The following is a 15,320-nucleotide window of genomic DNA, read 5'->3' as shown; positions in this document are numbered from 1 at the left end:
ATTTGAGCACACGAATAGGGGGGGATGTGCTAGTTAATATATTATCCAGGCAACCACGTGCGATGACCGCGCGTTGGTTAGGCGTTACCGTATTGTTCTCACTGTTTACCTCGCAGGCATGGGCATTTTCCATCGATGATGTGGCCAAACAGGCACAAGATCTGGCGGGGAAAGGTTTCGAAACGCCGAAGAGCAACCTTCCTTCTCAGTTCCGTGAAATGAAGTTCGCGGACTACCAAAAGATCCAGTTCAATCACGACAAAGCCTATTGGAACCAGCTTCAAACCCCATTTAAGCTTGAGTTCTACCATCAAGGGATGTACTTCGACACGCCGGTCAAAATCAACGAAGTGACCGCAACCAGCGTGAAGGAGATCAAGTACAACCCGGATTTCTTCAACTTTGGCGACGTGAAACACGATCCGGAATCGGTAAAAAACCTTGGCTTTGCCGGGTTTAAAGTGCTGTATCCGATCAACAGCGAAGACAAAAATGATGAAATCATGAGCGTGCTGGGTGCCAGCTATTTCCGCGTCGTGGGGGCAGGGCAGGTGTATGGCCTTTCTGCGCGCGGCCTGGCGATCGACACCGCCCTCCCTTCTGGTGAAGAATTCCCGCGTTTCCGCGAGTTTTGGATCGAACGGCCAAAACCGGGTGATAAACACCTGGTGATTTATGCGCTGCTTGATTCCCCGCGCGCAACCGGCGCTTACCGTTTTATCGTTTATCCAGGGCGTGATACCACGGTCGACGTTGAGTCCAAAGTCTTCCTGCGCGATAAAGTGGGTAAACTGGGCATCGCACCGCTGACCAGTATGTTCCTGTTTGGGCCGAACCAGCCATCGCCAACCTTGAACTACCGCCGTGCGCTGCACGATTCCAACGGTCTGTCGATTCATGCCGGCAACGGCGAGTGGATTTGGCGCCCGCTGAACAATCCGAAGCACCTGTCGGTCAGCACTTATACGATCGAAAACCCGAAAGGCTTCGGCCTGCTGCAACGTGGGCGCAACTTCAAAGATTATGAAGATCTTGATGATCGTTACGATCTGCGCCCAAGCGCATGGATCGAACCGCGCGGTGATTGGGGCAAAGGCAAGGTGGAACTGGTCGAGATCCCAACGGCTGATGAAACCAACGATAACATCGTCGCTTTCTGGACGCCGGATGTGCTGCCGGATACCAAAACGCCGCTGGCGTTGCGCTACCGCTTGCACTTTACCCGTGACGAAGACAAGTTACATTCACCGGATATTGCCTATGTCAGCCAGACGCTGCGTTCAACCGGTGATGTGCGTCAGTCCAATTTGATCCGTGAAGCGGATGGCAGTATTGCTTTCCTGATCGATTTCGTCGGTCCGGTGCTGAAAGGCCTGGATCAGAATACGCCGATAGCTTCACAGGTGAGCATTGGCGATAATGGTGAAATGGTTGAAAACAACATCCGCTATAATCCCGTCACCAAAGGCTGGCGCTTAACGTTACGGGTGAAAGTGAAAGATGACAAAAAACCAGTAGAAATGCGCGCCGCACTGGTTAACGGTGACACGGTCTTGTCGGAAACCTGGAGCTATCAGCTACCTGCCAATGAATAAGTCAACTCAAACTGCCCAGGAATATCTTGCGGCAATGCCCCTGACCGCGGAGCGGTCAGGGCAGCTTAATGCGCAGTCAACGGCTGGCGATGATGCGTTTGATACGCTTCACCGCCAGTTGGGCGCGGCTGACGCCAATGCTGCCACATTGCCCGCGGATGACGTGGCGCTGGCTTCGGTTAAACCTCGTATCGAGAGCGCCTGGCCGGATGCGGTCAGCGAAGCGGATTTTTCCGCCGATGCAGAAGGGCGCTCTGTCTTGAAGGCAACGCCGCCGATCAAGCGCACCAGCATGTTTCCCGACGCCTGGCGCACTAACCCGATCGCGCGCTTTTGGGATACGCTGCGCGGGCGTTCGCCGCACAGCCGCCACGCCAACAAGGAAGAAGCCGACGCTGAAAACCGCTGGCGTGCGGTAGGCTCCATGCGCCGCTACGTTCTGCTGGTGCTGATGCTGGTGCAAACCGGTATCGCCACCTGGTATATGAAAACCATTCTGCCGTATCAGGGCTGGGCATTGATCGATCCGATCGCCATGGTGAACCAGGATCTGATGCAGTCGGTGCTGCAACTGCTGCCTTATGTGCTGCAGACCGGGATCCTGATCCTGTTCGCCATCTTGTTCTGTTGGGTTTCCGCAGGCTTCTGGACGGCGCTGATGGGCTTCCTGCAATTGCTGATCGGCAAGGATAAATACAGCATATCGTCGACTATCAAAGGCGATGAGCCGATCGATCCTGCGCACCGCACGGCGCTGATCATGCCGATTTGTAATGAGGACGTGGAGCGGGTGTTCGCCGGTTTGCGCGCCACTTATGAATCCGTGGCGGCGACCGGGCAGTTGGATCACTTCGACGTGTATATCCTCAGCGACAGTTACGATCCGGATATCTGCGTGGCGGAACAGAAGGCGTGGCTGGAGCTGTGCCGCGATGTGAACGGCCACGGGCGTATTTTCTATCGCCGCCGCCGCCGCCGCGTGAAGCGCAAAAGCGGCAACATCGACGATTTCTGCCGCCGCTGGGGTGGGCAGTACAGTTACATGGTGATCCTGGATGCCGACAGCGTAATGAGCGGTGAGTGCCTCACTGGTCTGGTGCGCCTGATGGAGGCAAACCCGAACGCCGGTATCATCCAGTCCGCACCGAAAGCGTCCGGCATGGATACCCTGTACGCGCGTGCGCAGCAGTTCGCCACCCGCGTCTATGGGCCGCTGTTCACTGCGGGGTTACATTTCTGGCAGTTGGGGGAATCGCACTATTGGGGCCACAACGCCATTATCCGGGTGAAACCGTTCATCGAGCACTGCGCCCTGGCGCCGTTGCCGGGAGCGGGGTCGTTCGCCGGTTCCATCCTGTCGCACGATTTCGTGGAAGCGGCATTGATGCGGCGCGCCGGGTGGGGCGTGTGGATCGCCTACGATCTGCCGGGCAGTTATGAAGAGCTGCCGCCGAACCTGTTGGATGAACTGAAACGTGACCGCCGCTGGTGCCACGGCAACCTGATGAACTTCCGCCTGTTCCTGGTCAAGGGCATGCACCCGGTGCACCGTGCGGTGTTTCTGACCGGGGTGATGTCATACCTGTCGGCGCCGTTGTGGTTTATGTTCCTGGCGCTGTCTACGGCGCTGCAGGTGGTGCATACGCTGATGGAACCGCAGTATTTCCTGCAGCCGCGGCAGTTGTTCCCGGTGTGGCCGCAATGGCGGCCGGAGCTGGCGATAGCGCTGTTTTCCACCACCCTGGTGCTGCTGTTCCTGCCGAAGTTGCTCAGTGTGATCCTGATCTGGGCCAAGGGGGCGAAGCCCTACGGCGGCGCATTCCGCCTGTTGCTCTCCATGCTGATGGAAATGATGTTCTCGGTGCTGCTGGCGCCGGTGCGGATGCTGTTCCACACGGTGTTTGTGGTCAGCGCTTTCCTGGGCTGGGAAGTGGTGTGGAACTCTCCGCAGCGTGACGACGACGACACCCCGTGGGGCGAAGCGTTCAAGCGCCATGGGTCGCAAATGCTGTTGGGCCTGGTGTGGGCCGGCGGTATGGCCTGGCTGGATCTACGTTTCCTATGGTGGCTGGCGCCGATTGTGTTCTCGCTGGTGTTGTCGCCGTTTGTTTCCGCGCTCTCGAGCCGGGCGACGCTGGGCATCAAGAGCAAGCGCGCCAAGCTGTTTTTGATCCCGGAAGAGTACCAACCGCCGCGTGAGCTGGTTGCCACCGAAGAGTATCTGAAGCTGAACCGCAGCCGTGCTTTGGCCAATGGCTTTATGCACGCGGTGGTGAACCCTTCCTATAACGCATTGGCAACCGCGATGGCGACGGCGCGCCACCGCATTCGCAGCGTGATTGAACGCAACCGCGAGCTGCGGCTTGATGAGGCGATGCAACTGGGGCCGCAAAAGCTGGATAAGGCCAAACGGCTGGAGCTGTTGAGCGATCCTGTGGTGCTGGCGCGCCTGCATCAACGGGTCTGGCAGCAGCCGCAGGGGGAAAGCTGGCGCAGCTATTACCAAACGTTGCCACACAATGAGCTGGCGCATCCTGCCAGCCAACGTTAAGGCTAATCACCATAATGAAACGGGGAATGCGCACTGCGTGTTCCCCGTTTCATTGGGCTTTACGTTATGCTTACAGGCCGCCGATCGGTTGCTGTGATAAACTTTGCACAAAATGTTAACGTATGATTTAACTAATCAGGGTAACGAGTTAATCCGGTGAACTTTTCGTTTTTAGCCCGTCTGGCCGTGCTGGCGGCGAGCATCACGCTGCTTTCCGGCTGCGGCAGTATTATCAGCCGCACCATACCCGGTGCGGGGCATGGGCATCAATATTACCCCGGCGTGCAGTGGGATTTGCGTGATACGCCCTGGCGCTATATCACGGTGATAGACGTGCCGCTTTCCATGGTCGTCGATACCTTTATGTTGCCGTTCGACGCGCAGCACGGGCCGTATGAGTAAGCGTTAGGAGCCGGGGCGAAGCCCCGGCTTAATGCACAGCGCAGGCTTATTGGCAACGCGTTTAGCGTTCGTCCCACTCGTCAGCGGCGGTTTGGCCTTCTTCGGTATCCAGCGGCGGCTCGAGTTGGAAATCGTCTTCGCTCCATTCGTACAGCGTGTTCTCATCCAGCCACTCTTCACGGATTTCAACTTCATCAAAGTCACCGTCGAAAATCGCTTGCGCGGCGTCACCGCTGCGGAACGTCAGGCATTCCGTCGATTCGCCTTCCTCGGCAAAGAACTCCGCCTGCCACATGATGTCGCCGTCTAGCATCACATAGCGCTGCAAGTTGAATTGCTGGACGGCCGGCTCGTCGGTCGTGCTTTCCGAGGATTCAATAAATTCTTCTCGCGCTGCGTCAATGGCTTCTTCTAACGTTGCATACAGGCTCATGATTTTCTCCCGGTCATGGTGCGGTTAATCCCTCTCTCTGGGTATCCCCAAAGTGTGATGACAAGCGTCAGCATTAATTGTTGTCGCCCGCGGGCAAGATGCAAATTTTTTTGCCGCCAGCGTAGGGTGTTGCCAGAAAAACGAAACAGCCAGCACCGGGGCGCTGGCTGCAATGGCAACAGGATTGCCGGGGAGGTTATGCGCTGGCTTGGGTATTCGCTAGCATACGGCGGATAGGCACGATCAGCAGGATCAGCACTCCTGCGCAAATCAGCAGCGCGATGGAACAACGCTCGAACAGCGTCGGCAGCAGCGCCAACTGGTCGGCTTTGACGTTGCCGCCGATCAGGCCCGCAGCCAGGTTGCCCAGTGCGCTGGCACAGAACCACAGGCCCATCATTTGGCCGCGTATTCTGGCCGGCGCCAGCAGGGTCATGGTCGCCAGGCCGATGGGGCTCAGGCATAGCTCACCGAGCGTGAGCATCAGGATGCTGCTGACCAGCCACAACGGCGAAACGCCGGCGCCGTTGTTCGCCAGCACTTGTTGTGCCGCCATCATCATCAGGCCAAAGCCCGCTGCGGCAAACAAAATACCGATAACAAATTTGCTGATGCTGCTCAACTGTATCTGCTTACGCGCCATAGCCGGCCACAGCCAGCTGAACAGCGGTGCGAGCAGAATGATGAACAACGCATTGATGGACTGGAACCAGACTGCCGGTATTTCAAAACTGCCGACCATCCGGTTGGTGTAATCATTGGCGAACAGGTTGAACGACGTCGGTTTCTGCTCAAAGGCCGACCAAAAAAACGCAGCGGAAATCAGCAGGATGAAACACACCAGCAGGCGCGCGCGCTCTTCACGGCTTAACCCGGCGAAGGCGGCCAGATAGATGAAGTACAGCGTCACCGCGGCGGCGATGATATAAACCAGTGTGCTGGCTACGGCGACCGGGTTGATCACGATAATGCCTTGGGCGATCAGGCCAATGATGACGATCATACCGGCGGCAATCGCCGTGACCCACGCGCCCACGCCGCTTCTTTTCGTTACCGGGCTATTCCAGGTGGAATCCAGCCCCACCTCGCTATCGTAGCGTTTCATGGCCGGCACGGCGAACAGGCGAAAAATCACCAGCGCCACCAGCATGCCAAGCCCACCGATGCCGAAGCCCCAGTGCCAGCCGTTGGTGCGGATCAGCACGCCGGAAATCAGCGGGGCAATAAAAGAACCCATATTGATGCCCATATAGAACAGCGAAAAACCGCCGTCTCGCCGGGCGTCATCCTGTTTGTACAGCGTGCCCACCATTACCGAAATACAGGTTTTGAACAGGCCGGAACCGATCACAATCAGCGTCAGGCCAATAAAGAACAACGCGGTGCCCATAATGGCGGACAGCGCGATGGCAAGGTGGCCCAGAGCAATTAAAATCGAGCCGTACCATACGGCTTTTTGCTGGCCGAGCCAGTTATCCGCCAGCCAGCCGCCGGGCAGCGCAGCCAGGTACATGCTGCCGGCAAAGATACCGACGATCGCCGAGGCATTCTCACGCGCCAACCCCATCCCGCCTTCATAGACCGTAGCGGCCATAAACAGGATCAGTAACGGACGAATGCCATAGAACGAAAAGCGTTCCCACATTTCGGTGAAGAACAGCGGGCCCAGCGGGTAGGGGTGGCCGAAGAAAGTACGGCCCGGTTGGTTATTGATGGAAGATGACATACCTAATTCCCGATTGCAGTGGCCGGCAAAGACGGCTTAAGAGGTGATTATGGGTATAATTTTGCTGATAGAACGCCAAAGGCGGATTACCCGGCATTATCCGCACAATGGCTCGGTTCACAGTGGCTATCGCAACTTTTTTCACTTTGCCAGGCTTGCGGCCTGGCGTGATATCAATCGCCCATTTGATAAGCAAACACGGGTTTTGTCTAGAACAGTGGGTCGTTTTTTAGTTAAAAGGTCGATGAACTTCTGATTTTTCAGATTTTATGTTCGTGAGCGGGGAAAAAAAGTTGACGGAAGGCCGCTGGGAATAGCTGCCAGATATGTGCTGGAAAACAATGGGCTGGATGCGGGATGCCGGGCGCGTGCCAGCGCGGTAAACCGCAGAAAAAGTGCGAAAAACAGATAAAATCCGCCGCAACAGCCCGAAGGCTAATAAATCCGCTTATTGCTCGTTTTGCAGGCGGTCATCGCTACTGCAAGCCGGGCGGCGGCGTTGCAGGCACCACCAGGAATAAACGACATTGAACAATACGGTTAACGCGGTGACCAGGAACACCGCGCGGAAACCATAGCTGGCGGATACCGCCGCGCCAAGCAGCGGCCCGCTGACGTTGCCGATATCGCGAAACGATTGGTTATAACTGAAGATGCGGCCCGCGACCTGGTTAGTGCAGTTGTAGATCAACAGCGTTTGCACCGCCGGCAACAGCGCGCCATCGGCGGCGCCCAGCAGGAAGCGCAAAATACCCAACTGCAAAGGGGACTGCACAAACGCCATCGGGATCAGCAGCAGGACGGAAACAATCAGCATACAAATCAAAATACGTTCAGGGCCGATCTTGTCCCCCAGCTTGCCAAGGCGGGGTGCGCTCATCAGTGCGGCGACGCCGGGCACGGAGGCAATCAGCCCACTGATAAAGGCCAGGTTGTTGGTATGGCCGGCCAGATCGCGAACGAATAGCGTCAGGATCGGGGCAATAGAGCCGGTTGCAACCTGGATAATCATGGTTGTTACAAACAGCCCCAGCACCAGCTTCGGGCTTTTTAACGAAGCAAATACCTGGCGCGCATGCAGCATGTCTTTTTTTTGCACCGGGGTAAACTGTTCTTTGACAAACAGCAGCGTCAGGATAAAACAGATAAAAAGTACGCTGGCGGTAACGTAAAATACCGGCCGTAGGCCGTACTGATCGGCCAGCAGCCCACCGATCAGCGGGCCAATCAACGCGCCGCTGACGCCGCCGGTGGAGAGCGTCCCCAGCGCCCAGCCGCTACGGTTGCGCGGCACCTGTGTGGCGATCAGCGCATTGGCGTTGGGGATGAAACCGCCGAGCAGCCCGAGCAAGGCGCGCAACACCAGGAACTGCCAAATATTTTGCGCCATCCCCATCAGCACCATGACGATCGCCATGCCAAGCGCCGAGCGCAGCAGCATCAGTTTGCGCCCGCGCCGGTCGGCCAACCCGCCCCAAAACGGCGCGGCAATCGCGGAAAACAGAAAGGTAATGCTGAACACCAGGCCGGACCACATATTCAGCGCCTGATGCCCGGTGACGCCCAGCGCCTCAACGTACAGCGGCAGGAACGGCATGATCAGGCTAAACGCCGCACCCGTCAGGAAGCAGCCTAGCCAAGTGACGAATAGGTTACGTTTCCAGTTAACAGGTTCTGATGCCGAAGCCATAAATTACCGATGCAGATGAAGGAAAGCTTTGTGATCGCGAGGTGCAATAGGGCAAAGCGGAAAAAATTAGCGCGATAAGTATGCGCCTAATAGCTGCGGACATCAATTGAACGGGGGCGCGAGGGCAGGAAAATGGGCGGCGGATCGAAAAAAGATAACCCCCACACAGGGTAGCGTGAGGGCATACGGGCTTTACGCGTTTATCAGCGCCTCAAAACCCGTTGAGGCGGTGCTTAACGCCACGTCGGTGACCTCATAGTTGGCCACCGCGTTAAACGGATCCTCTGCCAGGATCGTATCCAACTGCGCCCGTGCCACACCTTTCACCAGAATAACGCCGCCGGTACGCGGGTTCTTGCGGCCGGAAGCGATAAACGTCCCCTGTTGGAAATACTTTTTCAGCCAGGCAATGTGGTCGGCGAGCAGCGCATCGACTTCTGCAATAGGGCGATGGTAGGTGAGGTTTACGATATACATAAGGGCTCCCTGATACGGATGAGAAAGGCCATACCTTCACACGGTTTGCGGTTATTCTCAAGGGCGGCAATAAAAAACCCGCATGAGCGGGTTTATCAACAGGCTAGGCGGTTAAAGGGTAACCGTTAGTACAACGACGGTTCCCCTTCCGGGCGGGTTTTGAACCGGCGATGCAACCACATATATTGTTCCGGTGCCATCATGATTTCCTTTTCCACCACGCGGTTCATAAACGCCGCGGCATTCAGTTCATTGTCCAGCGGGAAACCCTCCACCGCCGGTTGCATGATCAGCTCATAGCCTTTGCCATCGGGTAGCCGCCGTGGCGTGAAGGGAATGATCGCCGGTTTGCCCATGCGCACCAGCATATAGCTGCCCATGGTGGTCGCGGCCTTTTCCACGGCAAACAGCGGAGCAAACACGCTGCTGCGCGGGCCATAGTCGTGATCCGGCGCGTACCAGATGATTTCACCCTGCTTTAGGGCACGGATCATGCCTTTAACGTCTTTGCGATCTAGCATGGATTTATTGGAGCGCATCCGCCCCCAGGTTTGCAGCCAGTCCATCAGCTTGTTGTCGTGCGGGCGATAGACGCCGATCCCAGGGTTATAAATACCGAAAATACGCGCGCCCAACTCCAGCGTCAGAAAATGCAGGCCGATCAGCAACACCCCCTGGTGGTTATCGTGCGCTTTCTGAATGTGTTCAAGCCCACGTACGGTAAACCAGCGTTTGATGCGCCAGTCGGGCCAAAACCAGGCCATACCGGTTTCAAACAACCCCATGCCGACCGAGGCAAAGTTTTGGGCGATCAGTTCTTCACGTTCAGCCTCTGGCTTCTCTGGAAAGCACAGCTCCAGATTGCGCCGCGCGATGGCGACCCGGCGCTTGAGAAAGCGCATGGAGAAACGACCAAGCCGGGTTCCCAACTGATAAATAACGGGGTAAGGCAGGAGTACCAGCAGGTACAGCAGACCAATGCCAAACCAGGTTAACCAGTAACGCGGGTGCAATAACGAGCGGTTAAATGAAGGGAGTTGGGTCATGTATTCTTCGCTTAGGAACGGTTGTTTTATATAAAGAACAGAATGTTAGCATGACCGGTTACCTCTGGGGCCATATCCATGCCGATGACTTTCTGCCGGTTATAGCCCGCTATTGTGGCATTTTTCTGGCGTAACAGGAAAACACACCGCATTAAAACGCCATTTGGGCCGGCGCTGATCACCGGCCATCAGGGTTAATCGGTGTTGAAGAGTCCCTTCAGCACATGAGGCTCACTGCGCCAGTATTGCGGCGGCGCATTGACTTTTTCGCCCAGCTTGGCAGCGGCGTGCCACGGCCAGCGCGGGTTATACAGGATACCGCGGGCTAGCGCCACCATATCCGCCTGCCCGGTGGCGACAATGGCCTCGGCCTGTTCAGGTTCGGTAATCAGCCCAACGGCGATCGTCGGCATGCCGGTTTGTTGCTTGATACCCTCGGCAAAAGGCACCTGATAATTTGGCCCGACCGGGATTTGTTGCTGCGGCGAAAGGCCACCGCTGGAAACGTGGATGTAAGCGCAGCCCAGGGTTTTCAGCTCTTGCGTCAGGGTGATGGACTGCGCTTCGTCCCAACCGCCGGCCACCCAGTCTGTGGCGGATATACGCACGCCGATCGGTTTGTGCGCCGGGAATACCGCCCGCACCTCGGTGAAGATTTCCAGCAGCAGTCGCATGCGGCCCGCCAGCGAACCGCCGTATTGATCGGTGCGCTGGTTGCTTAGCGGGGATAAGAATTGGTGCAGCAGATAACCGTGTGCGCCATGCAGTTCGATCAGATCAAACCCCAGGCGATCGGCGCGCCTGGCGGCAGCGACAAACTGCGCTTTTAATTGCTCGATTTGCGTCAGGCTCATCGCCTGCGGCGCTTCGTCTTGCGGTGCAAAGGGCAATGCCGAGGCGGAAAGGGTTTGCCAGCCGCCGTCGGCGGCGCTTAACTGGCCGCCGCCTTGCCACGGCACGGCACAGGCGGCCTTGCGCCCGGCATGCCCAAGCTGAATGCCGATCGGCAGTGTGGCGTGCTTTTTTACCGCCTGAATGACGGGCGCCAGGGCGCGTTCGGTTTCATCGTCCCACAGGCCGAGATCGTGCGGGGTAATGCGGCCTTCCGGCGATACGGCGGTGGCTTCGACAATCAACAGCCCGGCACCGGAAAGCGCCAGGTGCCCCAGGTGCAACAGGTGCCATGCGCTGGCTTTGCCGTCGTTGGCCGAGTATTGGCACATTGGGGCAATAATTATGCGGTTGGGTAGCTTCAGTTGCCCGAGGCTAATTGGTTTGAAGAGTTGACTCATATTTTCCTCGTGATCCGTTAGCGGTTGGCGCTGATGATTGATACGTGCATGCCGTTAGGCTTAACGGGATTTGTGAATGGCGTCAAGCGTTGTTCGGTGTGCGAAACCGTAAAGGGTTAATGCTGTGTTGCGTATTCTTTTCGGGTATGATGTGCGCCGCGCGCGGCCGTGGCGGCGGCGCGCAGATGAACAGTGACCGACTCAAGAAACAGGAAAGAACACCATGCCAGTGTTACATAACCGAATTTCTAATGAGGAACTGAAGGCGCGCATGTTGGCGGAAACCGAACCGCGCACCACCGTTTCTTTTTATAAATATTTTCATATCGCCGATCCGAAAACCTTCCGCGACACGCTATACCAGCAGTTGGAAAAACTGAAGGTGTTTGGCCGTATTTATGTGGCGGCCGAAGGCATCAACGCACAGATCAGTGTGCCGCAAGGCAACTTCGACGCATTCAAACACCTGTTGTTTAGCGCAGATCCGGCGTTGGATAACATTCGCCTGAATATAGCCCTGGAAGACGACGGAAAATCTTTCTGGGTGCTGCGGATGAAAGTGCGTGAGCGCATCGTGGCTGACGGCATCGATGATGACAGTTTCGATCCGACCAACGTCGGCGAATATCTGCAGGCGGATCGGGTTAACGCCATGATTGACGATCCGGACACGCTGTTTGTTGATATGCGCAACCACTATGAATATGAAGTCGGCCATTTTGAAAATGCGCTTGAAGTGCCTTCAGACACTTTCCGCGAGCAGTTGCCGATGGCGGTAGACATGCTGAAGGATAAGAAAGACAAGAATATCGTGATGTATTGTACGGGCGGCATTCGCTGTGAAAAAGCCAGCGCCTATATGCGGCATAACGGCTTCCCGAATGTCTACCATGTTGAAGGCGGTATTATTGAATATGCGCGCCGAGCCAAAGAACAAGGGCTGCCGTTGAAATTCATCGGTAAGAATTTTGTCTTTGACGAGCGTATGGGCGAGCGTATTTCTGACGATGTGATTGCGCATTGCCACCAGTGCGGCGTGCCGTGCGACACCCATACCAACTGTAAAAATGACGGCTGTCATCTGCTGTTTATTCAGTGCCCAAGCTGTGCGGCCAGCTTTGAAGGCTGCTGCAGCGAAACTTGCCGCGAAGAGCTGAAGCTGCCGCGCGAAGAGCAACGGGCGCGCCGCGCCGGGCGTGAAAATGGCGTCAAGATCTTCAATAAGTCAAAAGGGCTGTTGCAGACCACGATGCACATTCCGGCGCCGGAAGAAAAGTAAGCGCGGTTTTGTCACCGTGCTAGACAATGCCAGCCGGGTTAACCGGCTGGCATTGTTACGTTAAAGCGCGCCGTTATTTTTCGCGCACGCCCTCAACAGAGATGATCAGCTCAACGTCTTGCGAAGCCGGGCCCAAATCGGTGGTGATGCCGAAGTCTTTCAGCGCGATCTTGCCGTTGGCTTCAAAACCGGCGCGGTAGCCGCCCCAGGGATCGTTACCCTGGCCAAGCAGCTTGGCGTCCAGCGTCACCGGCTTGGTCACGCCATTGAGCGTCAGGTTACCCACAACGGCGTAACCATCGCCGGTTTTCTTCACTTCAGTGGATTCAAACGTCGCCTGCTTATGTTTTTCGACGTTCAGGAATTCTGCGCTGCGCAGGTGTTTATCGCGTTCGGCATGGTTGGTGTCCACGCTGGTGGTATTGATGGTGACGCTCACTTTGTCTTTGGCGGGATCTTGCTCATCGAAAGTGAAGCTCCCGTCAAAGTCCTTGAAGGTACCATACAGCCAACTGTAGCCCAGATGCTGGATGCGGAACTGAATAAAGGCATGCTGGCCTTGTTTATCGATCTTATAGTTGGCGGCGAGCGCCGAACCGGCGCTGAGCAGCAGTGCGCCGGCGGTAAGGCCTAATACGGTCTTCTTCAACATAGCAATCTCCATAAGTCCAAGAGGTTAATCGGTGCTGCGACCCAGCATCCGTTTCAAAGTGGCATCACGATCGATGAAGTGATGCTTAATAGCGGCCAGGCCATGCAGTACTGAAAGCACCACCATGGCCCAGGCCAGATAAAGGTGAACCGTGCCGGCGGTGTCGGCCTGCTCGGCCATACCGGCGACGCTGGCCGGCACGTTGAACCAGCCGAAGACGCTGATCGGTTGCCCATCGGCGGTAGAAATCAGGTAACCGCTGATCAGGATGCCAAACAGCAACAGGTACAGCGCCAGGTGCGCCAATACGGCGCTGGCGCGGGTAAAAGGGCTATAACTCGCCAGCGGTTTTGGCGGCGGTGAAATAAAACGCCATGCGACGCGCACCAGCATCACGATAAATAATACGATGCCGATACTCTTATGTAATTCCGGTGCCCGGTGGTACCAGATATCGTAATAACCTAATGTCACCATCCACAGGCCAAGGGCAAACATACCGTAAACGGCCAATGCGACCAGCCAGTGGAGTAAAACTGAAAAATGACCAAAGCGGTCTGCGGTATTTTTCCAAAGCATGGTGATTATCCTTTTATGCGCATGCTGCTCTATTTCGCCTGCAAACGTGCAGCGCGTGTTCCACCCTCCATGGGCTACGGCCCTGCGGGGCAGCGCCCGGGCTGTACAAAAACGCGAATTGTTTTGGCTATAGATACGGTTTGTCATAATTAAACGTTAAAAACACATAAAATCAATAATAAATTGCACTATGTTACGCCTGAAAAATATTAATCAATGGATTTGTCTGATATTACCGGAAGTTAATCAAAAGAATCGCTGGAGTTAATAGGGGATCACCGCCGGTGATTTATTTATTGCCTGATAAAAAGGCTTTTCTATTTAATTGTCATCTTTTGTCATTTTTTGTCAGCGGCCGATGGCGTTACGCACAGAGTGGCATTTTATTTATGCCTCATCATTATCCCCGTTATTGGGTTATTCCCCTTGCACGCTCCACAATGATTTACCTGCGTACCGCAGCGGGAGTTTGCTAACATAGCGCGTATCACTGGGCCGACACGGCCCGTTATCAGGGAAACGACAAAAGGAAACGTCATGGGGCGAACTTTACTGACCGATCGCAGCTTGCGCCTGGTGATTATGTTAGCGATGTTAGTGGTGATCTTGGCCGGTATCAAAGCCGCTGCCTCTATCGTAGTGCCTTTTTTACTGGCGCTGTTCCTGACTATTGTGCTGAACCCGCTGGTCGCGATGCTTGAGCGCTGGCGGGTGCCGCGCGTGCTCGGGGTGGCGCTGCTGGTGGTCACGGTGGTGGTGTTACTGATGCTGTTGCTTGGCACGCTGGGCGCCTCGCTCAATGAGTTTGCCCGCTCTTTGCCGCAATACCGCGGCGTGATGATGGAGAAGGTGAGGGAATTGCAGCATTACGGCCAGCGGTTCAACATCCCCATCTCCAGCGAAGCCGTGATTCAGTATGTCGATCCCAGTGCGGCAATGAATCTGGTTACCCGCCTGCTAAGCCATCTTTCCGGGGCGATGACCAATATTTTCCTGCTGCTGATGACGGTAGTGTTTATGTTGTTTGAGGTGAATCTGCTGCCTTACAAGCTACAGCAGGCGATGGAGCAACCGCAGAAGGGCATGGTCAATATCCGCCGGGCGCTGGACGGCGTGACGCATTATCTGGTGATTAAAACCGTGATCAGCCTGGCGACGGGCGTGATCGTCTGGCTATTTCTGGCGGCGGTTGGCGTGCGCTTTTCCTTTATCTGGGGGCTGATGGCTTTTCTGCTCAACTATATCCCCAATATTGGCTCGGTGATTGCCGCCATACCGCCGTTGATCCAGGCGCTATTGTTTAACGGTTTTGGCGATGCCTTGGTGGTGGCTGGCGGTTTTATCCTGATCAACCTGGTGATTGGCAACATGATTGAGCCGCGGGTAATGGGCCGTGGGCTGGGGCTGTCTACGCTGGTGGTGTTTCTGTCGCTGATCTTCTGGGGGTGGCTGATGGGGCCGGTGGGGATGCTGCTTTCAGTGCCGCTAACCATTATTGCGCGCATCGGGCTGGAAGCGACGGAAGGCGGCCACCGGTTGGCGGTGGTGCTGGGGGATGGCCAGCCGGCGCGCGGGAAGACCAACCCAGAGTGAATATG

At 56.1% G+C, this 15,320-nt stretch carries 13 protein-coding genes; 5 read left to right on the top strand and 8 right to left on the bottom strand.

Going from position 1 to position 15,320, the window contains the following annotated elements:
* Positions 1–62: 62 nt before the first annotated feature.
* From ACN28Q_RS01305 to ACN28Q_RS01295, 3 genes are all read left to right on the top strand, one after another.
* Positions 63–1,595, top strand: a complete 1,533-nt coding sequence (locus tag ACN28Q_RS01305; protein WP_095844681.1) for a glucan biosynthesis protein G — start codon at positions 63–65, stop codon at positions 1,593–1,595.
* Entirely contained in the window at positions 1,588–4,146 is a 2,559-nt protein-coding gene (gene mdoH / locus ACN28Q_RS01300) for a glucans biosynthesis glucosyltransferase MdoH (protein ID WP_095844680.1), read from the top strand. Before ACN28Q_RS01305 ends, mdoH begins: the two co-directional genes overlap by 8 nt.
* A 156-nt stretch (positions 4,147–4,302) precedes the next feature.
* Positions 4,303–4,548 (top strand): YceK/YidQ family lipoprotein, encoded by a 246-nt coding sequence (locus ACN28Q_RS01295; protein WP_095844679.1) that lies wholly within the window; start codon positions 4,303–4,305, stop codon positions 4,546–4,548.
* A 61-nt stretch (positions 4,549–4,609) separates the two neighbouring features.
* Here ACN28Q_RS01295 and ACN28Q_RS01290 read toward each other — a convergent pair whose 3' ends face one another.
* From ACN28Q_RS01290 to ACN28Q_RS01265, 6 genes are all read right to left on the bottom strand, one after another.
* The gene (locus ACN28Q_RS01290; protein ID WP_095844678.1) at positions 4,610–4,981 is read right to left on the bottom strand and encodes a MysB family protein; all 372 of its coding nucleotides are present in this window, start codon (positions 4,979–4,981) and stop codon (positions 4,610–4,612) included.
* Positions 4,982–5,177: 196 nt separating this feature from the next.
* Positions 5,178–6,707: a peptide MFS transporter gene (locus ACN28Q_RS01285; RefSeq protein WP_095844677.1), complete on the bottom strand. Its 1,530-nt coding sequence runs from the start codon at positions 6,705–6,707 to the stop codon at positions 5,178–5,180.
* A 448-nt stretch (positions 6,708–7,155) separates the two neighbouring features.
* Positions 7,156–8,397 (bottom strand): multidrug efflux MFS transporter MdtG, encoded by a 1,242-nt coding sequence (mdtG, locus tag ACN28Q_RS01280; RefSeq protein ID WP_095844676.1) that lies wholly within the window; start codon positions 8,395–8,397, stop codon positions 7,156–7,158.
* A gap of 192 nt (positions 8,398–8,589) precedes the next feature.
* Complete coding sequence (locus tag ACN28Q_RS01275) at positions 8,590–8,874, bottom strand: YciI family protein (protein ID WP_095844675.1); 285 nt, start codon at positions 8,872–8,874, stop codon at positions 8,590–8,592.
* A 125-nt stretch (positions 8,875–8,999) separates the two neighbouring features.
* Positions 9,000–9,920 carry a Kdo(2)-lipid IV(A) acyltransferase gene (locus ACN28Q_RS01270; RefSeq protein WP_095844674.1) on the bottom strand — a complete coding sequence of 307 codons (921 nt, stop codon included), beginning with the start codon at positions 9,918–9,920 and terminating at the stop codon, positions 9,000–9,002.
* 194 nt (positions 9,921–10,114) lie between these two features.
* Positions 10,115–11,212, bottom strand: a complete 1,098-nt coding sequence (locus ACN28Q_RS01265; RefSeq protein WP_095844673.1) for an NADH:flavin oxidoreductase/NADH oxidase — start codon at positions 11,210–11,212, stop codon at positions 10,115–10,117.
* A 223-nt stretch (positions 11,213–11,435) separates the two neighbouring features.
* Between ACN28Q_RS01265 and trhO the strand changes: the two genes are divergently transcribed.
* Positions 11,436–12,491, top strand: a complete 1,056-nt coding sequence (trhO, locus tag ACN28Q_RS01260) for an oxygen-dependent tRNA uridine(34) hydroxylase TrhO (RefSeq protein ID WP_095844672.1) — start codon at positions 11,436–11,438, stop codon at positions 12,489–12,491.
* Between the two features lie 73 nt (positions 12,492–12,564).
* Here trhO and ACN28Q_RS01255 read toward each other — a convergent pair whose 3' ends face one another.
* Positions 12,565–13,143 carry a YceI family protein gene (locus tag ACN28Q_RS01255; RefSeq protein WP_095844671.1) on the bottom strand — a complete coding sequence of 193 codons (579 nt, stop codon included), beginning with the start codon at positions 13,141–13,143 and terminating at the stop codon, positions 12,565–12,567.
* A 24-nt stretch (positions 13,144–13,167) separates the two neighbouring features.
* Positions 13,168–13,722, bottom strand: a complete 555-nt coding sequence (locus ACN28Q_RS01250) for a cytochrome b (RefSeq protein WP_095844670.1) — start codon at positions 13,720–13,722, stop codon at positions 13,168–13,170.
* A gap of 537 nt (positions 13,723–14,259) precedes the next feature.
* On the opposite strand from ACN28Q_RS01250, the gene ACN28Q_RS01245 reads away from it, so the two are divergent.
* On the top strand, positions 14,260–15,315 hold the full coding sequence (locus ACN28Q_RS01245; RefSeq protein ID WP_095844669.1) for an AI-2E family transporter: 1,056 nt from the start codon (positions 14,260–14,262) through the stop codon (positions 15,313–15,315).
* Positions 15,316–15,320: the final 5 nt, after the last annotated feature.

This window comes from Gibbsiella quercinecans (genome assembly GCF_002291425.1).
Classification (GTDB): Bacteria; Pseudomonadota; Gammaproteobacteria; order Enterobacterales; family Enterobacteriaceae; genus Gibbsiella; species Gibbsiella quercinecans.
This window is presented reverse-complemented; position numbering and strand designations above follow the sequence as displayed.